The organism is Oxalobacter aliiformigenes (assembly GCF_027116575.1).
Taxonomy (GTDB): Bacteria; Pseudomonadota; Gammaproteobacteria; order Burkholderiales; family Burkholderiaceae_D; genus Oxalobacter; species Oxalobacter aliiformigenes.
In genome coordinates this window covers 513,119-537,018 of the sequence record NZ_CP098252.1, presented here as the reverse complement: position 1 = coordinate 537,018, position 23,900 = coordinate 513,119, and the positions used below count along the sequence as shown (strand labels likewise).

The 23,900-nt window shown below is 50.2% G+C and carries 22 protein-coding genes and 1 tRNA gene; 13 read left to right on the top strand and 10 right to left on the bottom strand.

Translation table 11 applies throughout. From position 1 onward, the window contains the following. Nucleotides 1–19 precede the first annotated feature (19 nt). The 3 genes from NB647_RS02550 (at nucleotide 20) to NB647_RS02540 (ending at nucleotide 1,667) form a co-directional block, all read left to right on the top strand. The gene (locus NB647_RS02550) at nucleotides 20–370 is read left to right on the top strand and encodes a DMT family protein (protein WP_269264985.1); all 351 of its coding nucleotides are present in this window, start codon (nucleotides 20–22) and stop codon (nucleotides 368–370) included. Nucleotides 371–456: 86 nt separating this feature from the next. Next, nucleotides 457–1,269 (top strand): 3-methyl-2-oxobutanoate hydroxymethyltransferase, encoded by an 813-nt coding sequence (panB, locus tag NB647_RS02545; protein ID WP_269283995.1) that lies wholly within the window; start codon nucleotides 457–459, stop codon nucleotides 1,267–1,269. Nucleotides 1,270–1,454: 185 nt separating this feature from the next. After that, nucleotides 1,455–1,667, top strand: a complete 213-nt coding sequence (locus NB647_RS02540; RefSeq protein WP_269283993.1) for a TOBE domain-containing protein — start codon at nucleotides 1,455–1,457, stop codon at nucleotides 1,665–1,667. Nucleotides 1,668–1,874: 207 nt separating this feature from the next. On the opposite strand, the gene can is transcribed toward NB647_RS02540, so the two are convergent. The 4 genes from can to NB647_RS02520 form a co-directional block, all read right to left on the bottom strand. Beyond that, on the bottom strand, nucleotides 1,875–2,576 hold the full coding sequence (can, locus tag NB647_RS02535; protein ID WP_269283991.1) for a carbonate dehydratase: 702 nt from the start codon (nucleotides 2,574–2,576) through the stop codon (nucleotides 1,875–1,877). Nucleotides 2,577–2,617: 41 nt separating this feature from the next. After that, nucleotides 2,618–3,427: a spermine/spermidine synthase domain-containing protein gene (locus tag NB647_RS02530; RefSeq protein ID WP_269283990.1), complete on the bottom strand. Its 810-nt coding sequence runs from the start codon at nucleotides 3,425–3,427 to the stop codon at nucleotides 2,618–2,620. Between the two features lie 266 nt (nucleotides 3,428–3,693). Further along, nucleotides 3,694–5,403, bottom strand: coding sequence for an oxalyl-CoA decarboxylase (gene oxc, locus NB647_RS02525; RefSeq protein WP_269283989.1), 1,710 nt, complete (start codon nucleotides 5,401–5,403; stop codon nucleotides 3,694–3,696). Between the two features lie 562 nt (nucleotides 5,404–5,965). Continuing rightward, nucleotides 5,966–6,040: transfer RNA gene (locus NB647_RS02520), tRNA-Arg, on the bottom strand. Nucleotides 6,041–6,190: 150 nt separating this feature from the next. Here NB647_RS02520 and NB647_RS02515 point away from each other — a divergent pair. Then, on the top strand, nucleotides 6,191–8,101 hold the full coding sequence (locus NB647_RS02515) for an ATP-binding cassette domain-containing protein (protein WP_269283987.1): 1,911 nt from the start codon (nucleotides 6,191–6,193) through the stop codon (nucleotides 8,099–8,101). A 12-nt stretch (nucleotides 8,102–8,113) separates the two neighbouring features. Here the strand turns inward: NB647_RS02515 and murJ are convergent, their stop codons facing one another. Next, complete coding sequence (murJ, locus tag NB647_RS02510; RefSeq protein ID WP_269283986.1) at nucleotides 8,114–9,664, bottom strand: murein biosynthesis integral membrane protein MurJ; 1,551 nt, start codon at nucleotides 9,662–9,664, stop codon at nucleotides 8,114–8,116. Between the two features lie 187 nt (nucleotides 9,665–9,851). Between murJ and rplU the strand changes: the two genes are divergently transcribed. The 4 genes from rplU (at nucleotide 9,852) to proB (ending at nucleotide 12,832) form a co-directional block, all read left to right on the top strand. Beyond that, nucleotides 9,852–10,163: a 50S ribosomal protein L21 gene (rplU, locus tag NB647_RS02505; RefSeq protein WP_269264976.1), complete on the top strand. Its 312-nt coding sequence runs from the start codon at nucleotides 9,852–9,854 to the stop codon at nucleotides 10,161–10,163. A gap of 60 nt (nucleotides 10,164–10,223) precedes the next feature. Then, nucleotides 10,224–10,493: a 50S ribosomal protein L27 gene (gene rpmA, locus NB647_RS02500; protein WP_269264975.1), complete on the top strand. Its 270-nt coding sequence runs from the start codon at nucleotides 10,224–10,226 to the stop codon at nucleotides 10,491–10,493. Nucleotides 10,494–10,585: 92 nt separating this feature from the next. Beyond that, nucleotides 10,586–11,695: an Obg family GTPase CgtA gene (gene cgtA / locus NB647_RS02495; RefSeq protein WP_269283985.1), complete on the top strand. Its 1,110-nt coding sequence runs from the start codon at nucleotides 10,586–10,588 to the stop codon at nucleotides 11,693–11,695. A gap of 18 nt (nucleotides 11,696–11,713) precedes the next feature. Beyond that, complete coding sequence (gene proB, locus NB647_RS02490) at nucleotides 11,714–12,832, top strand: glutamate 5-kinase (RefSeq protein WP_269264973.1); 1,119 nt, start codon at nucleotides 11,714–11,716, stop codon at nucleotides 12,830–12,832. Nucleotides 12,833–12,837: 5 nt separating this feature from the next. Here the strand turns inward: proB and NB647_RS02485 are convergent, their stop codons facing one another. After that, a complete protein-coding gene (locus NB647_RS02485) occupies nucleotides 12,838–13,416 on the bottom strand; it encodes a CNP1-like family protein (RefSeq protein ID WP_269283984.1) in 579 nt (192 codons plus the stop codon). 29 nt (nucleotides 13,417–13,445) lie between these two features. After that, the gene (locus NB647_RS02480; RefSeq protein WP_269264971.1) at nucleotides 13,446–14,012 is read right to left on the bottom strand and encodes an RNA pyrophosphohydrolase; all 567 of its coding nucleotides are present in this window, start codon (nucleotides 14,010–14,012) and stop codon (nucleotides 13,446–13,448) included. A gap of 196 nt (nucleotides 14,013–14,208) precedes the next feature. Here NB647_RS02480 and NB647_RS02475 point away from each other — a divergent pair, with 196 nt between their 5' ends. Beyond that, a complete protein-coding gene (locus tag NB647_RS02475; RefSeq protein ID WP_269283983.1) occupies nucleotides 14,209–15,948 on the top strand; it encodes a proline--tRNA ligase in 1,740 nt (579 codons plus the stop codon). A 201-nt stretch (nucleotides 15,949–16,149) separates the two neighbouring features. Here NB647_RS02475 and NB647_RS10625 read toward each other — a convergent pair whose 3' ends face one another. Further along, nucleotides 16,150–16,380 (bottom strand): SWIB/MDM2 domain-containing protein, encoded by a 231-nt coding sequence (locus tag NB647_RS10625; RefSeq protein WP_269264969.1) that lies wholly within the window; start codon nucleotides 16,378–16,380, stop codon nucleotides 16,150–16,152. Between NB647_RS10625 and NB647_RS10620 the strand changes: the two genes are divergently transcribed. Next, nucleotides 16,355–16,582: a hypothetical protein gene (locus NB647_RS10620; RefSeq protein WP_416143574.1), complete on the top strand. Its 228-nt coding sequence runs from the start codon at nucleotides 16,355–16,357 to the stop codon at nucleotides 16,580–16,582. The genes NB647_RS10625 and NB647_RS10620 overlap by 26 nt on opposite strands. A 154-nt stretch (nucleotides 16,583–16,736) precedes the next feature. Here the strand turns inward: NB647_RS10620 and ffh are convergent, their stop codons facing one another. Further along, nucleotides 16,737–18,104 (bottom strand): signal recognition particle protein, encoded by a 1,368-nt coding sequence (gene ffh / locus NB647_RS02465; protein WP_269264967.1) that lies wholly within the window; start codon nucleotides 18,102–18,104, stop codon nucleotides 16,737–16,739. Nucleotides 18,105–18,405: 301 nt separating this feature from the next. Between ffh and NB647_RS02460 the strand changes: the two genes are divergently transcribed. The 3 genes from NB647_RS02460 to NB647_RS02450 all read left to right on the top strand — a co-directional run bounded on the left by NB647_RS02460 (nucleotide 18,406) and on the right by NB647_RS02450 (nucleotide 22,842). Beyond that, nucleotides 18,406–20,079, top strand: coding sequence for a formate--tetrahydrofolate ligase (locus tag NB647_RS02460; RefSeq protein WP_269283981.1), 1,674 nt, complete (start codon nucleotides 18,406–18,408; stop codon nucleotides 20,077–20,079). A 356-nt stretch (nucleotides 20,080–20,435) separates the two neighbouring features. Further along, nucleotides 20,436–21,443, top strand: a complete 1,008-nt coding sequence (locus NB647_RS02455; protein WP_269264654.1) for a 2-dehydropantoate 2-reductase — start codon at nucleotides 20,436–20,438, stop codon at nucleotides 21,441–21,443. Between the two features lie 163 nt (nucleotides 21,444–21,606). Continuing rightward, a complete protein-coding gene (locus NB647_RS02450; protein ID WP_269283658.1) occupies nucleotides 21,607–22,842 on the top strand; it encodes a pyridoxal-phosphate-dependent aminotransferase family protein in 1,236 nt (411 codons plus the stop codon). A 147-nt stretch (nucleotides 22,843–22,989) separates the two neighbouring features. Here the strand turns inward: NB647_RS02450 and NB647_RS02445 are convergent, their stop codons facing one another. Further along, entirely contained in the window at nucleotides 22,990–23,895 is a 906-nt protein-coding gene (locus NB647_RS02445) for an NAD(P)-dependent oxidoreductase (RefSeq protein ID WP_269283980.1), read from the bottom strand. Between the last annotated feature and the right edge of the window lie 5 nt (nucleotides 23,896–23,900).

Below are 23,900 nucleotides of genomic sequence, written 5' to 3'. Positions count from 1 at the left end.
TCTTCAGGAGTTACCCGCCATGTTCCACATTCCCGTCTTCATTCAGACAACCGCCCTGCTTGTCCTGTCCAACGTATTTATGACCTTTGCATGGTATGGACATCTTCGGCACCTTTCATCCCGTTCGTGGATCGTTGCCGCACTGATCAGCTGGGGCATCGCACTTTTCGAATATCTTCTGCAAGTACCGGCCAATCGCATCGGCTTTTCCCAGTTCAGTCTGGCACAGCTTAAAATTCTTCAGGAAACCATCACTTTGAGTGTATTCGTTCCCTTTGCCATTTTTTATATGGGGCAACCTTTCAAAACAGACTACATCTGGGCGGCCCTGTGTCTGCTGGGGGCGGTTTATTTCATATTTCGTTCATAATTGATCTGAAATCGTGACATCCTGCAAAACATCAGGATAAGGTTACGTTTTGCTCCATCAATTTCCAGTTCAATAAAGGATTTGCCATGGCAACATATCTGCAGGAACGTAAATCGGTTACTGGCCACACATTGACAGCCCTTTACAACAGACATGAGAAAATCACCATGCTGACGTGTTACGATGCCAGTTTCGCGTCTCTCATGGACCAGTGCGGGGTCGAAATACTATTGATCGGCGATTCGCTCGGCATGGTCTGCCAGGGAAAGGATTCGACACTGCCCGTCTCTATCGAAGAAGTTGCCTACCACACCGAATGTGTTGCCAGAGGCAACAAAACCGCCATGATCGTCTCCGACATGCCTTTCGGTACCTATGCGACCCCCGAATCTGCCTACGACAATGCCGCCGAGCTGATCAAGGCCGGTGCCCATATGGTCAAAATCGAAGGCGGCCGCTGGCTCGAAGAGACTGTCCGCTTTCTGACCGAACGCGCCATCCCGGTCTGTGGTCATCTTGGACTGACGCCACAATCCGTCCATCAGTTCGGCGGATATCGTGTTCAGGGCAAAACGTCCGAGGCAGCCAAACGCATTATTGAAGATGCGGAAATCCTGCAAAATGCCGGTGTGTCCCTGTTTGTTCTCGAAGCCATTCCGTCCACTCTTGGAAAAGAAGTCACGGAAGCCCTTTCTGTCCCGACAATCGGAATCGGTGCAGGTCCCGATTGTTCAGGTCAGGTTCTTGTGCTGCATGATATGCTGAATGTATATCCTGGCAGAAAAGCGCGCTTCGTCCGAAATTTCATGGAAGGACAACCCAGTATCGAAGAGGCCATCAAGGCATATATCCGTGCGGTAAAAGACGGCTCTTTCCCGGCACCGGAACATTGTTTCTGAAAACCGCGGTTACAACCGGAACAAATCATATCGGTACCTTCAATTCCATTTCCGAATAACCGAAACCGGCCTTACAGGCCGGTTTTTTACTGAACCCGCATTCTCATTTCCTCTTGATATCAAAAGAAAATCCATCATATAGTGAAAAATGACGCCGTATTCTTTTCACAAAAAAAGGAGAAAACATGCAAATCAGCGCTCGCAACCAGTTGGAAGGCATCATACGTGAAATTCACGAAGGACCGATCAATTCGGACATCAAAATCGAAATTGCTCCGGAAATTCTTGTGACGGCCCAGATAACCACTTCATCGGTCCATCGGCTGAAACTTGCTGTCGGCAAAACGGCCTATGCCATCATAAAAGCAGATTCCGTCATGGTAGGCGTCGACGACTAGAAATGCCAGCCCATGTCTGGCCATGTCCGCTGCAAACTGCATCAATTATCTTTTCGAAAGATGAACATACCTGAACAAGGAAATGCCTGTCGGATAAATATCGGATCGGCATTTTCCTGTTTCCGATCATACAAGCCTCAAAAAAAAACAAAGACCGGACCAATACAGCCGTTATCTTTTCGGTATGACAAAATCTTCAGTCAAACGCTATTCGTGCGTCTTGATCGACTCAGTTTCGTAACGAGCCAGGCTTTGAGCCTTTTTGACTGGCAACTCCTCCATCGAGCTGACGGTCATCCCGAGATCGCGTATCAGTCCGTCATGAACACCATATACCCAGCCATGCACCGTCAGTGGCTGCCCCCGATTCCATGCATCCTGAACGATCGTCGTCTGGCAGACATTCGCAACCGACTCGATAACATTCAGCTCACACAGACGATCATATTTCACCCTTGGCGGAAGCGTATCCCCGAGATACTTTTCATGCTTTTGATGGACATCCTGAATATGACGCAACCAGTTATCCGCCAGACCGACCCGCTGTTTCATCATGGCAACGTGAACACCCGAACAGTCATAATGTCCGGTGACCATAATATGACGAACCCTGACAACATCCACAGCAAACTGCATGACAGCCAGACAACTCAGATCAGTATACGAAACGACATTGGCGACATTTCTGTGCACGAAAATATCACCCGGCAACAAATTGGTAATCTGTGTCGAAGGAACACGGCTATCGGAACAACCGATCCAGAAATACTTGGGCAACTGTTGCGTTACCAGCCGTGAAAAATAATCGGGATCATCCTGCACCATCTGTTCGGCCCAGGCTTTATTACGTTCAAAAAGCTGCTTCAGTTCAATATCGGAAGGATCATACTCATTCAGTCTATCTGGCATATACGCTTTCAAAAAATAACCGGCTTACCCCGGCAACGTTATCATGCTAAAGCTTTTCGGATATCTTTTACCCACTTTTTGGCAGGCAATCCGAATTTTTCCCTGACAATCTCCGCCCGTCTTCCCAACTCGTCATCATCCGGTTCCGGACGCTTTTTGAAAGCCAATGCAATCACATTACCTTCAGCTGTTGGCGACAAACAGGCCACAGCATCAAAAACCTTACGCATGGCAGACAAATTTCTTTCAAAACTGGGATGATCTCCAAACAGATTGACGGTCATCATTCCATCAGAAACGAGACACTGCCTGCATGCTGCATAAAACTCGGGAGTATCCAGAACGGGACCACGCGCCGTCGCATCATACAAATCACTGTGCATGACATCGAATATACCGAAGTTATTCTCATCATTCACGAAATCCATCGCATCCATTTCAAAAATCTGCAAATGCTCATCCTCTTCCGGCAACCCAAACATTGATTTGCATACCGAAATGACTTCAGGATTCAATTCGACAGCGACGGTAAGTGCATCGGGAAACTGGCAATAACAGAATTTGGTCAGCGAACCTGCACCAAGCCCCAACTGACAAATAACACGGGGATTTCTGTTGAAAAGCAGCCAGGACATCATTTTCCGGCTGTACTCAAGCTCAAGCCCGTTCGGTTTTCTGAGCCGCATGGCACCCTGTATCCATTCCGTTCCGAAATGAAGATATCGCACACCGCTCTGTTCGGAGAGCGTGACAGGAGCATATTTGATTTTGCGTTTTTTTGTCTTCCCTGTAGGGCCTGCAGGAGGACGAAGAGATTCATCCCGTTCAATGGATTTTCTTTTCAGAAGCATGGTCTGGTCAAAATCGGGCAAATTCAGAACGTTTCGATTATCCCGGTTCAGCTATAAAAAAGCCAGCGCTATTTACATTCCCATTTTTCCTGACAACTACCGGAAATCATGTCTCCACCAAATCCAACCTCATTCCTGTAAAGTCATTCCATTTGTCCGCCCAAGAAAACACGACAGACAAAAAAATACCCCTCGGGATTTCTCCTGAGGGGCATTTTGAACATTCGGAAAACCGGTCTGAAAACCGGTTTTCAAAGTCGGATCAATTATTTTTTGCCAACTTTACTTACGATGTTCAGGCTCTTGATACGGCCGGATTCAACACCAGCATCCGGATCGATCATGGCATTGATCAGGCATGGTTTCTTGGAAGCAACAGCTTCTTCCAGAGCAGCCTTCAGTTCTTCCGGAGTATTGACCAGATAGCCCTTGCCGCCGAAAGCTTCCATCATCTGGTCGTAACGACCACGGATCAGACGGGTACAGGAAACCAGACCATTACCTGGATCTTCTTCGTTACCCTTGTAGATACCGCCGTTGTTCATGATGATAACGGTAACTGGCAGGTTGTAACGGCAGATGGTTTCGAGTTCCATACCGGAGAAGCCGAATGCGGAGTCACCTTCAACAGCGATAACCGGATCACCAGTTACGGTTGCAGCGGCAACGCAGTAGCCCATACCGATACCCATAACACCCCATGTACCGGAGTCCAGACGACGACGTGGTTCGAGCATGTCGACGATCATACGGGTGTTATCCAGAGCGTTTGCACCTTCGTTAACCAGGTTGATGCTTGGGTTCTTCAGCATGAATTCTTTCAGAACACCCAAGGAGTTGGAGTAGTTCATACCGGTCGGAGCAACTGGAGCTGCCATCTTGGTAGCCAGTTTGCCCTTGTTGGTATCAACCTTTTCTTTCAGAGCGCCAGTCCATTCAGCCGGAGCTTTCGGTGCACCCTTCAGAGCTTCGGTCAACAGGGACAGACAGGACTTGACATCACCGACAACCGGAGCAGCGATTGGCTGGTTGGAGTCGATTTCGTTAGCCTGGATATCGATCTGAACGAATTTCTTCAGTTCATTGCCCCAGGTCTTGCCTTTACCATGCTGCATCAGCCAGTTCAGACGGGCACCGACCAGAATACATACGTCACACTGTGCCAGTGCGAAAGCACGGGTAGCAGCTGCGGACTGTGGATGTGTATCAGGCATCAGGCCTTTAGCCATACCCATCGGCAGGAAAGGAATGCCGGTCTGTTCGATAAATGCCTTGACTTCTGCATCGGCCTTGGCCATTGCAGCGCCTTTACCCAGCATGACGACTGGACGTTTTGCATTCTTGATGACTTCTGCTGCGCGAGCGATTGCATCAGCGGCAGGAATCTGTGCAGGGGTAACGTCAACTGGTTTGAAGATCAGCTGTTTGGCTTCTTCAACGCTCAGGGTCTGACCGAACAGTTTGGCTGGCAGGTCGACATAAACGCCGCCCGGACGGCCGGAAACTGCGGTACGGATAGCACGGGCAATACCGATTGGAATGTCCTTGATGCTGTTGATACGGAAAGAAGCCTTGCAATGTGGACGAGCGATGTTCATCTGGTCCATTTCTTCGTAGTCGCCCTGCATCAGGTCAACGATTTCACGTTCACTGGAACCGCTCATCAGGATCATCGGGAAGCAGTTGGTGGTTGCGTGTGCCAACGCTGTCAAACCATTCAGGAAGCCAGGTGCGGAAACGGTCAAGCATACACCTGGTTTGTCGCCCTGGATGTAGCCAGCAATGGATGCAGCGTAGCCAGCATGCTGCTCGTGGCGGAAGCTGTAGAACTTCTGACCATCCTGTTCCCACAGACGGGCCAGGTTGGTGATAGGAATACCAACAACACCATACATGGTGTCGATGTCATTCATCTTCAGCGTGTCCATCAGCACATGAAAGCCATCAGTCAACTCTACATTGTCTTCGTTACTCATGAGTAATACCTTTCTTTCGGTTGGTTTTGATAAACGTTGTTCAACGTCAATCCCGAGTATGACTCATTACCCCTAAAAAGACCGTTGACCTAGGTCAATTTGCTATTACTGACACACGACAATTTACGATCATTGACCTAGATCAATTTCTGAAAATTGATCTAGGTCAATTTACAAGATTGCCATAAAAAAATGCCTTTGCTCCATACTCCGAGAATCGATATCGCGACAATTGCCCTCTATTGGCATTCATCCCCTCAGAATAACGAAGCGCAAAAATACGCAAGGCATCCGGAAACAGAAAACCATGGCAAACGAGCAGCCATGGCTTTCCCGCACCAAATTTTTTTATCCGAGAATACGACTGCCCGAAAAGATCAGAAGGCCGATCGCTCCCACTTGCATGAATACCTGCTTTCAAAATTTAGGGCATGAACATCTCTTGAAAACGCCAGCTTCGGCAATATCGCGCCAGACTATTCCAGCTTAACCAAGAAAGCAAAATAAGCTATTGTTTTTATATGAACGAGACGTTATTTGGGGATGTGTGCGGAAGGTGTCTTGGCCCCGCCGACAGGGATCGAACCTGTATCCCACGCTTAGGAGGCATGTGCACTATCCATTGTGCTACGGCGAGACATCCCGATACAGAAAATCAGGCGAACGTCATTGTACAGCATACGATGAATCTGTACGAGAGGGCGAGCGATGTATCTTTATGGAATGTAGCTTGCCGTACAATACCGTTTTCTCTGTTTTCAAACTGCTGCTGTTTTTATCAATTATCATGGCAATTATCACGCTTACTGACGCCCAGCTGGCCTTTGGACATTTCCCCATGCTTGACCACGCCGAATTTTCGCTTGAAGCTGGCGAAAAAGTCGGATTGATTGGTCGAAATGGAACGGGCAAATCATCCCTGCTTCAGGTACTCGCAGGCAAGGCACCGCTTGATGACGGTCTGTTGACGGTTCAGCAAAATCTGAAAATATCCTATGTCGAACAGGAACCCGTTTTTCCAGCCGATCAGACTGTTTATGATGCCGTGGCATCCGGTTTGCGTGAAATACAGGTATTGTTGCAGGAATACGAGGATCTGACATCAAGGCTTGAAAAAAACAGTGACAGCAAAATACTGGACCGACTGAACGAATTGCAAATCCGTCTGGATGCAACCGATGCATGGAATCTGAACAACCGCGTCGAAACGATTCTTGACCGTTTATCGCTCGCCAGAAACGATCTTGTCGGAACATTGTCTGGCGGCCTTTACAAAAGGGTGGCACTGGCACATGGCCTGATCGGTTCTCCTGATGTTCTGATGCTGGATGAACCGACCAACCATCTGGATTTCGAGTCCATTGTCTGGCTGGAAGATATTCTGAAAGAATTCCGCGGCAGCCTGATTTTCATCACTCATGACCGGAGATTTCTGGACAATATCGCGACTCGGATCATCGAGCTGGACCGGGGAAAACTGCTTTCCTTTCCAGGCAACTTCAGTGCTTACAAAAAAGCCAAAAACGAACAACTGGCCAATGAAGCCGTAGAAAACGCCAAATTCGACAAATTTCTGGCTCAGGAAGAAATCTGGATACGGAAAGGAATCGAAGCACGCCGTACCCGCAATGAAGGCCGCGTACGAAGACTTGAAGCTTTGCGCGCCACCCGTGCTGCCAGAAGAGAACATCAGGGACAAGTCCGTATGGATGTGTCCACGGGAGAACGCTCGGGAAAACTGGTTGCCGAATTAACCGGTGTTTCCAAGTCTTTCGGTGACAAGACGATTGTCAAGTCTTTTTCCGACACCATTTTGCGCGGCGATAAAATCGGCCTGATCGGACCGAACGGGGTGGGAAAAACCACATTACTGAAACTCATTCTGGGTGAATTGGCCCCTGATGCAGGAAATATCCGGCTCGGAACAAAATTGCAAATCGCTTACTTCGACCAGATGCGTGCCCAGCTGGACGACAATGCCAGTCTAGTCGATACCATTTCGCCGGGAAGCGAGTGGATCGAAATCGGCAATCAGAAAAAACACGTCATGAGTTACCTTTCCGATTTTCTGTTTACCCCGGAACGGGCACGTTCTCCCGTCAAATCCCTCTCCGGTGGAGAAAGGAACCGGCTTCTGCTCGCACGTCTCTTCGCCCGTCCCGCCAATGTACTGGTGCTAGATGAACCAACCAACGATCTGGATATCGACACACTGGAACTGCTTGAGGAATTGCTGCAGGAATATGACGGAACGGTATTTCTGGTAAGTCATGATCGCGCCTTTCTCGATAATGTCGTGACACAGGTCATTGCCGCTGAAGGACAGGGTTTGTGGCGCGAATACATCGGCGGTTACAGTGACTGGGAACGTATCCGTCCTGTTCCTCCACAAAAAGCCGAAGAAAAAAAAGCAGGTAACGAAACGGCAACGGCACCCGCCCGAAAAGAATCATCCGGTTCTGCCCGACGGAAAAAACTAAGTTACAAGGACCAGCGGGAACTGGATGAACTGCCGTCAAAAATCGCGGCCCTTGAAAACGAACAGGCACAAATATCAACCCGCCTAAATGATCCCGAACTTTACAAGGGCGATCCCGCCGAGGGCATCCGGCTCAACCGGCGATTTGCAGAAATCGAGGAAGAACTGATGAACTGCATCACCCGATGGGACGAACTGGAATCAAAAACACAAGACTAGAATACCGGTTATTCACGAAGCAATACGGCGAAAATCCCGGATACGGAAGCCCATCGCAAATAATGCGCCGAAATAAACGATCCCGCAAACAATCATGACAAGCGCCAGCGCACCCATTCTCGCAAGAGGGTGGGCCTGCAAGGCAATCCAGTCAAAACGGGCGGCGATCCACATCGAAACGCCGGCCAACAAAACCAGGGCTGCGCCCACCTTCAGAAAAAACACTTTCCAGCCGCTTTGTGGCTGGTAAATTCCCCGTTTTCGCAACATGAAATACAAAATGGCGGCATTCCCGCACGCTCCGATACCGATGGACAATGCCAGACCGGCATGGGCATACAGAGGGACAAACAGAAGATTCATCAACTGGGTCAGAACCAGCACAACAACGGCGATTTTGACCGGTGTTCTGATGTCCTGCTTGGCATAAAAACCGGGAGCGAGAATCCGCACGACAATTAACCCGATTAACCCGACGCCATAGGCAATCAAGGCATTCGACGTCATGGCGACATCCACGGCACTGAATTTGCCATAATGAAAAAGTGTCGCCGTAAAAGGCACCGGCAGCGTCATCAACATAACGGAAGCCGGCAATGCCAACAGAAACGTCAATCGCAATCCCCAGTCGAGCAGCGAAGAATATTCTTTTTCGTCATTATTCGCATGTGCCTTGGACAAACTGGGCAACAAAATCGTCCCCAAAGCGACCCCGAGCAAAGCATTGGGAAATTCCATCAGACGATCGGCATAGGAAATCCAGGAAACACTGCCATGCGCCAGACGCGAAGCAATATTGGTATTGATCATCAGACTGATCTGCGCTACCGAGACGGCAAAAATCGCGGGAATCATCTGCCGGATAACCCGTCTGACACCCTGACTTCGAAAAGCGCCCGCAACATTGATCGAAACCCGGGGCAACATTCCGATCTTCATCAGGGCGGGAATCTGGATGGCCAATTGCAGAAACCCTCCAACGAATACGGCAAATGCAAGTGCCAGAACTGGTTGCTTCAGATACGGAGCGACAAACAGCGAGGCGATAATAAACGATATATTCAGCAAAACCGGTGTGAATGCCGGAATCCGGAATTCACGCCATGTATTGAGTATCCCGCCTGCCAAGGCCACCAGCGACATGAAAAGGATATACGGAAACATGATCCGGGTCATCAATACGGACAGATCGAACACATCACCATTACTGTCGAATCCCGTCGCAATCAGATAGACCACACCCGGCGCCGCCATCATTCCCAAAAAACAAATCAGAACCAGCGTCCACATCAGTGCCGTTGCCACCTTGTCGACCAGTTCCCGTGCCGGATCGGCTCCTTTTTTATTGACATACTCTGCCAGAATGGGAACAAACGCCTGCGAAAATGCCCCCTCGGCAAACAACCTCCTCAACAGATTGGGAATGCGGAACGCGACAAAAAAAGCATCGGTAAAACCGGATGCACCAAAAGCCCGGGCGATCAAAAGCTCACGTACCAGACCTGTGATACGTGACAGCATGGTCATGCCGGATATGGTAACGAGTGTTTTAAGCAGATTCATGTTGCGGCATTATAGCGCCCATCTTTATCCATACATTGTCCTGTTACGATTTTTAACTGGCCAAACAAATCACAAAAATTTCAAAGTGCTTTGACGAAGCCGGCAAGCCACTGTATAATTTGACGTTTTCCATTTTTCCCTGATCAATCAGGTTTTATCAACACACAATTTATTTGATGGAGTTTCCATGTACGCGGTCATAAAAACCGGCGGCAAGCAATACAAGGTTGTCGCGGGCAAAAAATATAAAGTAGAACAGATACCGGCTGACATCGGATCCGAAATCACTCTCGATCAAGTTCTTGCCGTCGGTGAAGGTGAATCCATTCGCTTCGGTACCCCACTGGTCGAAGGTGCTCAGGTTCAGGCAACGGTCGTGGCACAGGGTCGCCACAAAAAGGTCAAGATTTTCAAGATGCGCAGACGCAAACATTATCAGAAACGTCAGGGGCATCGTCAGAATTACACTGAACTGCAAATCGTTTCCATCAACGCTTGAACACTTGCCGGCACGATTTCTTCGAATCGGTCATAAAGCAATTCATTCTGGAGTATTAAAATGGCACACAAAAAAGGCGGCGGTACCACCCGCAACGGTCGTGAATCGGAATCGAAACGGCTGGGTGTAAAAGTTTACGGTGGACAGTCCATCAATGCTGGCGGCATCATCATGCGCCAACGCGGAACGACGATTCACCCGGGTGAAAACGTCGGGATGGGCAAGGACCATACCCTGTTCGCCCTGGTTGACGGTACTGTCAAATTCGTTGTCAAAGGCGAAGCGAAAAAACATTTTGCAACGGTTGTTCCCGCTCCCGTAGCGGCCTGACCCATTGCAAACAGGCTTGTTATGCGAGCCTTTTCAAACCAAGAGAGGGCTCTGCCAATGGCAGAGCCTTTTCGTATTGACCGGATTTTTTTATGAAATTCATTGACGAAGCAAAAATCGAAGTGATCGCCGGAAACGGAGGCAACGGTGTTGCTTCGTTCAATCGCGAGAAATTCAAGCCTTTTGGCGGCCCTGATGGCGGAGACGGCGGCAAGGGAGGCAGTATCTGGGCCATCGCCGACAACAATGTCAATACACTGATCGACTATCACTACACAAAAATGTTCCGGGCCAAAAATGGCGAGAACGGTCGTGGGTCAGACTGTTACGGCAAAGGTGCCGACGATATTATCCTGCGCATGCCCGTAGGTACCATCATTACCGACCGCAACACCGGAAATGTCATTGCCGACCTGGTTGAAAACGGGCAGAGACAATTACTGGCGAAAGGTGGAGAAGGCGGTTGGGGCAATATCCATTTCAAGAGCTCGACCAATCGTGCTCCCAGACAGAAAACGGATGGCAAACCCGGCGAGCGTTTCGAACTTCAACTGGAACTGAAGGTGCTGGCGGATGTCGGGTTGCTCGGTATGCCGAATGCCGGCAAATCCACCCTGATTTCAGCCGTATCCAATGCTCGCCCCAAAATCGCGGATTACCCTTTCACGACTCTGCAACCCAATCTGGGGGTCGTCCGTATCGGACACGAAAAAAGTTTCGTCATTGCCGACATACCGGGTTTGATTGAAGGGGCGGCAGAAGGAGCCGGACTTGGACATCAGTTTCTGCGTCATCTGCAACGTACCCGTCTGCTTCTGCATATGATCGACTTGTCACCTTTCGATGAAAACGCCGATCCGGTTGCCGATGCCAGGGCACTGATTGCCGAACTGGAAAAATATGATCCGGAACTGGCCCAAAAACCACGCTGGCTCGTTCTGAACAAACTCGACCTGATCGCGGGGAACGAACGGGATAAAAAAGTGCACGATCTGGTGACCCGATTGGAATGGAATGGCCCTGTTTTTGAAATTTCGGCCTATACTAAAACCGGTTGCACTGAACTGATGGAAGCCATTTACCGTTATTTCGAACAACTCCGTCGCGAAAAAGAACAGGCGGCCAAAACGGATATTGCAGAAGACGTCCGCAATATCGAATCCATTGATTCAGACGATCCCCGTTTTAAATCTATTGAATAAAGCTGTTTGGCAACATCCATGAACTCGGTCATACAAAACGCAAAACGTCTCATTATCAAAGTCGGCTCATCTCTGGTAACCAATGACGGTCATGGCCTGGATCATGCTGCTATCGGGAAATGGTCCGAGCAAATCGCCAAACTGCACCTTCAGGGGAAAGAAATCATACTGGTCAGCTCAGGCGCTATCGCGGAAGGCATGCTGCAACTGGGTTTCAAAAAACGTCCTGTCGATATTCATGAACTTCAGGCATGCGCTGCCGTCGGGCAAATGGGATTGGTACAGATTTATCAGACCAGCTTCGAAACGCACGGCTTGCATACAGCCCAGGTTTTGCTGACCCACGCTGATCTGACTGACCGGGAACGTTATCTGAATGCCCGCTCCACTCTTTTTACCCTTTTGCGTTTCGGTGTCATCCCGATCATCAATGAAAACGATACCGTCGTAACGGACGAAATCAAATTCGGCGATAACGATACCCTCGGCGCACTTGTCGCCAATCTGGTTGAAGCGGATGCGTTGATCATTCTGACCGACCAGAAAGGACTGTTTACTGCCGATCCCCGCAAGGACCCCAAAGCTACCCTGGTCAAGGAAGCCCGGGCTGGTGATCCTGCTCTGGAAACTATGGCGGGTGGTGCAGGCACGGGAATAGGACGCGGCGGCATGCTGACAAAAATCCTGGCGGCAAAACGTGCAGCCAGCTCCGGCGCCCATACCATTATTGCCTGGGGACGTGAAAACGATGCGCTTTTGCGTCTTGCCGATGGAGAAATGATCGGAACGCAATTGCTGGCACCCAACAGCCACTTGCAGGCACGCAAACAATGGATAGCGGACCATTTGCAAACGGCCGGAAATGCGATCCTCGACAAAGGAGCTGTGCAGAAAATCCTGAAAGAAGGCAAATCACTGCTGCCGATCGGCGTTATCCGTATCACTGGCGAATTCGGCAGAGGAGAAATCATTTCCTGCCTGGATGAATCAGGAAAAGAAATAGCCCGGGGACTGACAAACTATTCCAGCACGGAAGCGATCCTTATTTCCAGACACAAGTCATCGGATTTTATAGACATTCTCGGATACGACGGAACACCGGAACTGATTCACCGCGACAACATGATCGTCCTGTGACTTTTTCAGAATGAACTGCCCGTATATTTGTTTTTGACAAGCGACCGGTTGTAACGGATACGAAATATCATGTCTTCATTCGAACCGGCAATGCCTTTGCCATCACAGAAATATTCCTGCGTCAGGACAGCACGCGGACGGTTGGCCGCATAGAAATTGATCGGTCGCCATGTTTCGTTTTTGGACATTACCCATTTGTTGTCTCGATGCCCGTATGCATACCGCCTGAATTCGAAAGTACCACAACGGATTCCTTCATAACTGACATTGGTGGCACCTGCCTGGCTTTTCGTCACCATCGTGTAACGGATTTCATCTTCCCCGACAGACAAAGAAGTCGCATCAATAAAAAAAGTCTGGGTCTGGGTCGGACTGACCTGAAACGACAGCAAATTGTCTTCTTTCGGAAACTCCGGCAAGACCAGAGGCATGATTTTCACTTCTTTGGGAGTTTCATCTTCCTCATCACTGCCATATTCGCCGAAAATTATTTCGGCAGAAACATGGCAACTGACTGCTAACAGTGCCAGTGAAACCAGGACTTTCGCCCGGTTCTGAAGAAAATCAAGAAATGTTTTTTGCATTCAATCCCTGTCCGATTTCATTTTTTCCATTATTTCAGGCTATCTACAGATCCATCCTTACCAGCCCCCGCCGACGGATTACCTGTATGAATCCTGAAATACTGCTGATTGTCAGGTTTGGGCGGCGGATTCAGGAAACGGGATAATTCCTGTAATGCCTTCAGATAAACATCCCGTTTGAATTCGATCACAACATCCAGAGGCACCCAATACCTGTGCCATCGCCATGCATCAAATTCCGGTGTATTGGTCAACCTCAGATTGATATCGGTATCGCGGCCCAGCATCCTCAACAGAAACCATATCTGTTTTTGTCCGCGATAATGACCGCGGATTTCCCGCCGGATAAAATGGGGGGGGACTTCATAACGCAACCAGTTCCGTGTCCGGCCGATGACCTTGACATGTTCCTGCCGTAAACCGGTTTCTTCCTGCAATTCCCGAAACATGGCCTGCTCCGGTGTTTCACCGTACTTTATACCGCCTTGCGGAAACTGCCAGGATTGCTCCCGTACACGTTTGCCCCACCAAACCTCATCATTGGTATTCAACAGAATAATACCGACGTTGGGGCGGTAACCTTCACGGTCCAACATTTTTTACCTCAAAGTCTTTTCCGAATGCCCTTTTCACAGTGTCGTAGTGTTTTACAGGCCAGAGAATTTTTACGATAGTTACAACAAACAGACATCTATTTCAAACGATCAGACAAACTGTGAACGCATCTGCCAGCTAATCCTTTAGAATCATACAGATTATAACCCTGTTACGTTAATAAAAAAATTCACCGTCATGCGAGCATCACATTTTTTTATATCGACGCTGAAAGAAGCGCCAGCCGATGCTGAAATCATCAGCCATAAGCTCATGGTCCGCGCCGGAATGATCCGGCGTCTGGGATCGGGTATATACGCCTATATGCCCATGGGTCTGCGAGTTATCCAGAAAATCGAAAACATCATCCGGGAAGAGATGAACAAGGCAGGCGCCATTGAACTGCTGATGCCAATCGTCCAGCCGGCCGAACTGTGGCAGGAAACCGGTCGGTGGCAAAAATACGGTCCCGAACTTCTCCGCATCAAGGACAGGCACGACCGTGACTTTATCATTCAGCCGACCTCGGAAGAAGTCATTACCGATATCGCCAGAAACGTCATCAAATCATACCGCCAGCTTCCGGTCAATTTCTACCATATCCAGACAAAATTCCGCGATGAGCGACGTCCCCGTTTCGGACTGATGCGAGGCCGTGAATTTACCATGAAAGATGCCTATTCATTTGACCGCGACGTCGAAGGACTCAAAAAGTCCTACCAGATCATGTTCAATGCGTATGTCAATATTTTCAACCGTTTCGGACTGAAATTCCGGCCGGTTGCTGCCGACAATGGCGCCATTGGCGGATCCGGTTCCCATGAATTCCACGTCATTGCCGAAACCGGCGAAGACGCTCTCGTCTATTCAAGGGAATCCGATTATGCCGCCAATATGGAAGCGGCTATTGCCCTGCCTCCGGTACAAGAGCGTGCCGCCCCGGCACATACCATGCAAAAAGTCCCGACCCCCGGACAAAAAGCCTGTGAAGACGTTACGACATTCCTGAAACAACCGCTTGCCCAATCACTCAAGGTGATTGCCGCCATCCGGACAGAAATTCCGGAAGGGCAACCCGGTCATTTCGCGGTAATCCTCCTGCGTGGCGACCATGAACTCAATGAAATCAAGACACAGAAAAATATCGGAGAGTTCCGGTTCGCCAGCGAAAGCGAAATCATTCATCATCTGGGATGCCCGTCCGGTTATCTCGGACCGGTTGGCCTGCAAAACCGCCAGGACCTGGCTCTTTATGCCGACCACGCCGTAACGGTCATGAGCGATTTCATCTGCGGTGCCAACGAAAAGGATATGCACTTCACCGGTGTCAACTGGGAACGTGACGTTCCGCTTCCTTCCATCATTGCCGACTTCCGCAATGTGGTTGAAGGAGATCCCTCACCGGATGGAAAAGGAACCCTCGCCATTCAGCGTGGTATCGAAGTCGGACATGTCTTCCAGCTGGGAACCCGGTATTCCGAAGATATGAACGCCACCTACCTGGATGAAAATGGCAAACCCCAACTGATGCAAATGGGCTGCTATGGTATTGGCGTAACCCGGATTGTCGGTGCGGCAATTGAACAGAATAACGATGAACGTGGCATTATCTGGCCTCTTTCCATTGCACCATTTGAAGTCGTCCTCTGCCCGCTGGGTTATGACCGCAGCGAAACGGTCAGAAATACAGCCGACAGCCTCTATGGCGAACTGAAAAAGCTGGGAATCGATGTCATCATGGATGACCGAGGAGAAAGACCGGGCGTCATGTTTTCAGACTGGGAGCTGATCGGCATTCCGCATCGTATTGTCATCGGGGAACGTGGCCTTAAAGAAGACAAACTCGAATACCAGGGAAGACGTGACCGGGAAGCGACTGCTGTTGCGATCAAAGAGATGGTCCCCTTCATCAGGGAAAAACTGTCCCGGAACGGCTAGCCGGACAATGCTTCGGGAATAAAATTCCGCCTGAAATCACATTGCAAAAACGCCGGGAAATTCCGGCGTTTTTGCAAAACGGGATCCTCTCCCGTTTTCATGACATGAGGCACTGCGTGAAATCCGTTCTCTGGTAATGCACAAAACCACCCGACCGAACATGTCGGCATCCGAAAACATGCTTTCTGAAACCGTCTCAGCTTATTTAAGCTGCGCCGAAACCAGTTTGGTCATTTCAAACATGGATACCTGATCCTTGCCCCCAAAAACGGGTTTCAGTTTTTCATCGGCATTGATCATTCGACGATTGTTCTTGTCCTGCAGATCATTCCGCTTGATATAGTCCCATATTTTCTTGGTCACTTCCGTGCGCGGCATGGGCTTGTCACCAATAACAGCCGCCAGTATGGCAGTAGGAGTAACCGGCTTCATAAATGCTGCATTTGAAGTCCTTTTTGCTGGTGCAGCCGTAGCTGACGTTTTGCTTGCTTCTCCGCTTTTTTTAACCGGCGCGGCCTTTCTTGCCGCGGAACTTTTTGTGGATGATGTTGCAGATTTTTTTGTTGCCATAACGATGCCTCATATACAAAGTACGAAAGGGAATTTATGTAACTTACTGCAAGAACAAATATAGGTGCGAAATCTTGCAAAACGCAAGCATTTTTTCCCTTCATGCCGCAAAGTGTGGTTAATGTGCTTCCTTATTAGGCAAGAAACGGTCAAAACCCAAAAAAATCAGTGATATAAGCGCTAATCAACGAGTTGCAAAATGACGGCTGCCATGCCATTTACCGCATACCGGGCATCATTCCCTTGAGACCACGCATCAATTTCATCATACCGCCGTTTTTTATTTTCTTCATCATGGACTGCACCTGCTCGAACTGGGAAAGCAACCGGTTCACTTCCTGGACCTGAACACCGGCGCCCGCCGCTATACGACGTTTTCTGGAAGCCTTGATCAATTCCGGCTTTGCGCGTTCCTGCGGAGTCATCGAATTAATGATGCCGGCCATACGACCGACATGTTTATTGGCCTGTTCCATATTGGCTCCCTGCGCCGCCAGCCGGAATTGGGCAGGCATTTTGTCAAGCATGCCGGAAAGTCCTCCCATGTTGTTCATTTGCTCCAGCTGGGCCTTGAAATCGTTCAGATCAAAACGTCCACCGACTTTCAGTTTTTTCTCAAGTTCCTTGGCAGCTTTGAGATCGACATTCTTGCGGGCTTCTTCCACCAGAGCCAGGATATCTCCCATACCCAGTATCCGGTTTGCCATCCGGACAGGATCGAACGCCTCAAGACCATCCAGTTTTTCTGAAACACCGACGAACTTGACCGGTTTTCCGGTAATATGCCGCACAGACAGGGCAGCGCCGCCGCGCGCATCGCCATCCAGTTTGGTCAGGACAATCCCGGTCAGAGGCAAGGCATCATTAAAACTCTTGGCAACATTAATCGCATCCTGTCCCAGCATCGCATCAACGACAAAAAGTGTCTCGATCGGAGAAAGCGCCTGATGCAGACCGGATATTTCCTGCATCATCTGTTCATCAATACCCAGACGTCCCGCTGTATCGACAATCAGTACGTCGTAAAAATGTCTTTTGGCATAATCCAGAGCGGCCTGAGCAATCGCTATGGGCTGCTCGGAAGATTCTGTCCTGAAAAAATCGGCGCCACTTTGGCCGGAAACCATCTCAAGCTGTTTGATAGCGGCCGGACGATAAACGTCGGTCGAAACCGTCAGTACTTTCTTTTTCTTGTCCTGCCGGAGATATCTGGCCAGTTTACCCACTGTCGTGGTCTTGCCGACCCCTTGCAAACCGGCCATAAGAATAATCGCCGGCGGCTGGGTAGAAAAATTGAGCTGGGAAGCCTTTTCCCCCAGATCCGCTCCCATGATACTGGCCAGTTCCTGCTGGACGACACCAACCAGCGCCTGCCCGGGCGACAGGGAATCCATTACTTCCTTTCCCATCGCCTTTTCACGAACTTTCCCGATAAAATTTCTGACAACGGGCAAAGCGACATCGGCTTCCAGTAAAGCAAGACGGACTTCCCGAAGCATTTCTGCCGTATTGGCCTCGGTTAACCGGGCTTCACCACGTATCGTTTTGACGACTTTGGCTAAACGTTGAGTCAGGTTATCAAGCATATATATCCAGTGAGAATGATCAGTTGACGGAACATGAAATTCATTCTGTTATTTTAATCGCATTTCCAGAACGTTCCATATAACCGGAGAGAACAAATTTCTGTCAATCATGGCAAAAAGACGGATATCCGTCCCTCTGTAAATAAATTGCATGATTTTCCCCGATTTGAAATCGATAACAGCGAATATGTGACCCTCCGAAGGCTTTTTTAGTTGCGAACCGTACTTTGTATATTCTACAATGACCTTTAACTTTGAATTAGTGCAACCTTTTTTCCTGCAGAGAAAGCGAGACCCAAATATGACATCAGACATTGCAATTGCTCAAAGTGCGAAAATGCTTCGCATCAGTCAAGTTGCGCAACGCTATGACATTGAGGAAGAATACCTGGAACCCTACGGCCATTACAAAGCCAAAATTTCCCTGGACTTTCTTGATACTCTGAAGGATAAACCCGATGGCAAACTGATTATGGTAACGGCCATCAACCCGACCCCGGCCGGCGAAGGAAAAACCACGACAACCATCGGACTGGGCGATGCACTGAACCGCATTGGCAAAAAGGCTATTATCTGCTTGCGTGAACCTTCCATGGGACCTGTTTTCGGCATGAAAGGTGGTGCGGCAGGAGGCGGATACTCCCAGGTCATTCCGATGGAAGACATCAATCTCCATTTCACAGGCGACATCAGTGCCGTTGCGATGGCAAACAATCTCCTGTCCGCCCTGATTGACAATCACATCCATCATGGAAACGAACTGGGTATCGATGCCCGTCGTGTGGTATGGAAACGCGTTATCGACATGAATGACCGTTCCCTGCGCAACATCACTATCGGACTGGGTGGTCCGGCCAATGGTTATCCTCGTGCAGACGGATTCAACATCGCTGTGGCTTCTGAAGTGATGGCGATCTTCTGTCTGGCAACCAGCCTGCAGGATCTGAAAGAACGTCTCGGCAAAATCGTCGTCGCCTACACTCGCGACCTGAAGCCGATTCTGGCCAGTGACCTGAAAGCGCACGGCGCCATGGCAGCACTGCTCAAAGATGCCATCAAACCGAATATGGTTCAAACGCTGGAAAACAATCTGGCATTCATTCACGGCGGCCCATTCGCCAATATCGCGACCGGCAGCAATTCCGTCATCGCCACCAAATCAGCACTGAAACTGGCCGATTACGTAGTCACCGAAAGCGGTTTCGGCGCCGATCTGGGGGCGGAGAAATTTGTCGATATCGTTTGCCGGAAATCCGGATTGCGCCCCGACTGCGCCGTTATCGTTGTCACTATTCGTGCCCTCAAATACCACGGCGGTGTCAATCTGCCTGATCTGGGCAAGGAAAATCTCTCTGCACTTGAAAAAGGTATTGCCCATCTTGAAAGACATGTCAACAACATCCGCAACCATTACGGCCTGCCATGTGTGATCTGCATCAATCACTTCACACTCGATACTGATGCCGAAATACAGCTCCTGAAAGAAAAAATGGCCAGCCGTGGTGCACCGATCGTCGTCTCCAAACACTGGAGCGAAGGAGGCAAGGGAGCGGAAGAACTGGCACAGACTGTTGTCAACGTCATTGAAACCACCCCGAGCAACTTCAAGTTCGTCTATGATGAAAAAGAATCACTCTGGGACAAAATGTCTACGCTGGCAACCAAACTTTATGGCGCAAGAGATATCGTTGCCGACAGCAAAGTCAAGGCACAGATCAGGAAACTGGAAGAAGATGGTTATGGCAATTATCCGATCTGCGTCGCAAAAACCCAATACTCATTCGCGACAGATCCGGCTCTGCGTGGTGTGCCGTCCGGCCATTCCGTCAATATCCGCGAAGTCCAGCTTGCCGCAGGCGCCGAATTTATTGTGATGTTGTGTGGAGATGTCATGACAATGCCCGGTTTGCCGAAAGTCCCATCTTCCAATATGATTGACATAGATGCGGATGGCAGGATTGTCGGGCTGTTCTGATTTAACGCAGGTTTCCGGATTGTTTTGACGGAAACCTGCCATTGATGAATGAACACTACTTTAAAAACGTGTGTTCATTCACAAGTTTATTCATAACTTTGGAAGGCGGGTCCGAAATGTTTGATTCGGCCCCAGACAACACCGCCCTGCAACGCGTTATCTATCAGATAATGTGGAGTACCTTTTGTTACCGGCAAGGTTCTGAAATGACGGGCATGGGTTTTTCTCATATGTACGAGAACTTCATACATAAAAACGGAAATTGACAAGTACACCGGCAAACCGCACAGGACACAATCCATTCTGCAGCAAAACTGTGAGCTGCCGGTGAAGACGAGAAGAAAAAGGGAAAGAACATGAAAATAGCGATCATAGGAGCCGGAGCGATAGGAGGCTACGTAGGAGTGAAGCTGGCCTTATCCGGTGAAGACGTGACCTTCATAGTAAGGGGAGCGAACCTGGAAGCCATCAAGAAAGACGGCATGAAACTGATCATGGAAGACGGGACCGAGCACGTGGCCAAAAACGTGAAGGCGACCAACGACTATGACGAAGCGGGACCGCAGGACGTTGTCATACTGGCCCTGAAAGCCCATCAGGTAGACGCCGTGGCCAACGACGTGCCGAAACTGTTCGGTCCGGACACCGTCGTCGTGACCATGCAAAACGGCATTCCGTTCTGGTACTTCCACAAACATGGCGGGCCACACGAAGGCCAGCGCGTCCAGAGCGTGGATCCGACCGGGCTGGTCAGCGCCAAGATACCGGCAGAGAGGATTCTGGGATGCGTTGTATACCCGGCCTCCGCCCTGATCGCGCCGGGCGTCGTCAAACACATCGAAGGGGACCGTTTCCCGATCGGCGAACTGGACGGAACCGTCACGGAACGGGCCCAGAAAGTCTCCGAAGCCTTCATTCGCGCCGGCTTCAAATCCCCGATACTGGAAAACATCCGTGCCGAAATCTGGCTGAAACTGTGGGGCAACCTGAGCTTCAACCCGATCAGTTCCCTGTCCCACTCCACCCTGGTCGACATCTGCCAGTACCCGTTATCCCGGGAACTGGCCGGCAACATGATGATAGAAGCCCAGAGAATCGCCAACAAACTGGGCATCGAATTCCGCGTACCGCTGGAAAAACGGATAAGAGGAGCCGAGAAAGTCGGCAAACACAAAACCTCCATGCTGCAGGACGTGGAAGCGGGAAGAGCCCCCGAAATCGACGCGCTGGTTGGATCCGTCGTCGAACTGGGCCGCATCACCAACACAGCCACCCCGCACATCAACTCCGTCTATGCCCTGGTCAAACTGTTGGCCAAAACCATGGAAGAAGAACACGGCAAAGTCAAAATGGAACCGTGTTGACCGTCAAAAAAACGACAAGCGTGTCTGCCGGAGACGGCAGACATAAACAAACCTGTTCCGGGAACAGAAAATGGTGGAAAATAACAACTCAGGACGTTATTTTCGTCAGGCACCAAAACCCAACCTGACAAACTTTTTATTTCCTAGTGAGACATAAAAAATCATGGCAGCAGCTTCGCATAAAAAAATCACCTCATTCCATCCGCCACAACGCGTCCTGATGGGCCCGGGTCCCTCCAACATCAACCCGCGCGTTCTGGCCGCAATGAGTCTCCCCGTCATCGGTTATCTTGATCCGGCCTTCGTTGACATGATGGCCGAACTCAAATCCCTGTTACGGTACGCCTTCCAGACAGACTACCAGCTGACCTACCCGATCTCCGGTCCGGGTTCCGTCGGCATGGAGAGCTGTTTCGTCAACATGGTAGCCCCGGGAGACAAGGTCGTCGTCTGTCGCAACGGCGTTTTTGGCGGACGCATGATCGAAAATGTCGAGCGTTGCAAAGCCACCCCGATCATTGTGGAAGGTACCTGGGGAGAACCGGTCGATCCGAATGCCCTGGAAGACGCCCTGAAGAAAAACCCGGATGCCCGGGTTGTGGCATTCGTCCATGCCGAAACATCGACCGGTTGCGTCTCCGACGCCAAGACCCTTGCAGAAGTCGCCCACAAATACGACTGCCTGACCATCGTCGATGCCGTCACCTCTCTGGCGGGATGTCCGCTTTACGTCAAGGACTGGGATCTGGATGCCGTCTATTCGGCCAGCCAGAAATGCCTCTCGTGCACCCCGGGTCTGTCGCCGGTCACCTATTCCGACCGGGTCATCGACTACGTCACCAGCCGCAAGGACAAGGTCCAGAGCTGGTTCATGGACCTGAACCTGATCCTGAACTACTGGGGCAACACGGTAAGGACCTATCACCACACCGCACCGATCAACGGTCTGTTCGCCCTGCATGAAGCCCTTCTGCTTCTGAAGGAAGAGGGAATCGAAAACACCTGGGCCCGTCACCAGAGACACTATCAGGCGCTGAAAGCCGGTTTTGAGGCGATGGGACTGAAATTCCTGGTCAAGGAAGAAAACCGTTTGCCGCAGATCAGTGCCATCATGGTACCGGAAGGGATCAATGAAGCGGAAGTCAGGGCGAAACTGCTCTCCGAGTTCAATCTGGAAATCGGTGCCGGTCTGGGTCCGTTGGCGGGCAAGATCTGGCGTTTCGGCCTGATGGGTTATACGGCCCAGTCGGCCAATGTCATGTTGTGTCTGTCGGCTTTGGGATCGGTCTTGTCGAAGATGGGGTATCCGGTCAAGGTCGGCGAGGCGGAAGCAGCGGCTCACCAGTCTTATGCCAATCAGCATGCCAGTGCCGCCGCGGAGGCTCGCTCCCGCTCCTGATCTCCCTTCTTATCCTATCAAACGCCCGTCTCTTCCTGTCGGGCGTTTCTTTTTTCTTCTCGCTTGACAGTAAACATTTAAAGAGAACTCATAAAAAACGCGACCTTCGTCGCGTTTTTTATTGAAGAAACATACCCGGACGTCAAATCAGAACTGATCCGGCCTTGTCCCCAGACGGATACCTTCATTAAGCTTTTCCAGAGCCAGCAATGCCGCAGCCTGATCTGCCTCGGCATGATCTGTGAGCAAACCGCTGAAAAGATCCGAAACAAGCGCTGTCAACGGTAACTGAAGATGTGCATCCTGTGCCGCCGCCATGATATTGGCATGATCTTTTGCCTGACTTTTGATCTGTCCACCCGGTTTGAAATTCCGGTCCAACATGCGTTGACCATGCAATTCAAGAATCCTGCTCTCAGCAAAACCACCTCGTATTGCCCTTCGCATGGCTTCCGGATCCGCTCCACCTGCCTGTGCCAGCAACATGGCTTCTGCAACAATAGCAACCGTTCCTCCGACAATCAACTGATTGCACAATTTTGCAATCTGTCCGCTTCCTGTCGGGCCGACCAGAGTCGGACGCCCCATGACTTCAAATACCGGTCTTGCACGCTGGAAATCTTTTTCCGTTCCCCCCACCATGATGGCGAGTGTTCCGGCTTCAGCACCAACAACGCCTCCGGAAACCGGAGCATCCAGAAAAGCTACCCGTCGCGGTTCCAGCATTTGCCGGATTTCCCTGGCTTCCGACTGTTTTGTCGAACTCATATCGATGAGCAGGGTACCTTCCCGAAGAACGGACGACATTGACTGGACGACACTTTCTACAACAGGTCCGGCTTCCAGCATGGTAATCACCATATCGGCCGATTTGACGGCTTCATCCAGTGTACTGGCAACTTCCGCACCGAGTGGCTCCAGTGGAAGTGCCTTTTCACGTGTCCGGTTCCATGCCACCAAAGGATAACCCGCCTTGACGAGCCTGCCCGCCATAGGCAAGCCCATCAGGCCAATTCCGACAAAAGCGATTCGAGGTAAATTTCTATTATTCAATTATT

What these genes read in the sequence shown, in the direction of transcription:
- NB647_RS02550 (WP_269264985.1), top strand. Translation starts at nt 20, where the DNA reads ATGTTCCACATTCCCGTCTTCATTCAGACAACCGCCCTGCTTGTCCTG.
- panB (WP_269283995.1), top strand. Translation starts at nt 457, where the DNA reads ATGGCAACATATCTGCAGGAACGTAAATCGGTTACTGGCCACACATTG.
- NB647_RS02540 (WP_269283993.1), top strand. Translation starts at nt 1,455, where the DNA reads ATGCAAATCAGCGCTCGCAACCAGTTGGAAGGCATCATACGTGAAATT.
- can (WP_269283991.1), bottom strand. Translation starts at nt 2,576, where the DNA reads ATGCCAGATAGACTGAATGAGTATGATCCTTCCGATATTGAACTGAAG.
- NB647_RS02530 (WP_269283990.1), bottom strand. Translation starts at nt 3,427, where the DNA reads ATGCTTCTGAAAAGAAAATCCATTGAACGGGATGAATCTCTTCGTCCT.
- oxc (WP_269283989.1), bottom strand. Translation starts at nt 5,403, where the DNA reads ATGAGTAACGAAGACAATGTAGAGTTGACTGATGGCTTTCATGTGCTG.
- NB647_RS02515 (WP_269283987.1), top strand. Translation starts at nt 6,191, where the DNA reads ATGGCAATTATCACGCTTACTGACGCCCAGCTGGCCTTTGGACATTTC.
- murJ (WP_269283986.1), bottom strand. Translation starts at nt 9,664, where the DNA reads ATGAATCTGCTTAAAACACTCGTTACCATATCCGGCATGACCATGCTG.
- rplU (WP_269264976.1), top strand. Translation starts at nt 9,852, where the DNA reads ATGTACGCGGTCATAAAAACCGGCGGCAAGCAATACAAGGTTGTCGCG.
- rpmA (WP_269264975.1), top strand. Translation starts at nt 10,224, where the DNA reads ATGGCACACAAAAAAGGCGGCGGTACCACCCGCAACGGTCGTGAATCG.
- cgtA (WP_269283985.1), top strand. Translation starts at nt 10,586, where the DNA reads ATGAAATTCATTGACGAAGCAAAAATCGAAGTGATCGCCGGAAACGGA.
- proB (WP_269264973.1), top strand. Translation starts at nt 11,714, where the DNA reads ATGAACTCGGTCATACAAAACGCAAAACGTCTCATTATCAAAGTCGGC.
- NB647_RS02485 (WP_269283984.1), bottom strand. Translation starts at nt 13,416, where the DNA reads ATGCAAAAAACATTTCTTGATTTTCTTCAGAACCGGGCGAAAGTCCTG.
- NB647_RS02480 (WP_269264971.1), bottom strand. Translation starts at nt 14,012, where the DNA reads ATGTTGGACCGTGAAGGTTACCGCCCCAACGTCGGTATTATTCTGTTG.
- NB647_RS02475 (WP_269283983.1), top strand. Translation starts at nt 14,209, where the DNA reads ATGCGAGCATCACATTTTTTTATATCGACGCTGAAAGAAGCGCCAGCC.
- NB647_RS10620 (WP_416143574.1), top strand. Translation starts at nt 16,355, where the DNA reads ATGGCAGTAGGAGTAACCGGCTTCATAAATGCTGCATTTGAAGTCCTT.
- NB647_RS10625 (WP_269264969.1), bottom strand. Translation starts at nt 16,380, where the DNA reads ATGAAGCCGGTTACTCCTACTGCCATACTGGCGGCTGTTATTGGTGAC.
- ffh (WP_269264967.1), bottom strand. Translation starts at nt 18,104, where the DNA reads ATGCTTGATAACCTGACTCAACGTTTAGCCAAAGTCGTCAAAACGATA.
- NB647_RS02460 (WP_269283981.1), top strand. Translation starts at nt 18,406, where the DNA reads ATGACATCAGACATTGCAATTGCTCAAAGTGCGAAAATGCTTCGCATC.
- NB647_RS02455 (WP_269264654.1), top strand. Translation starts at nt 20,436, where the DNA reads ATGAAAATAGCGATCATAGGAGCCGGAGCGATAGGAGGCTACGTAGGA.
- NB647_RS02450 (WP_269283658.1), top strand. Translation starts at nt 21,607, where the DNA reads ATGGCAGCAGCTTCGCATAAAAAAATCACCTCATTCCATCCGCCACAA.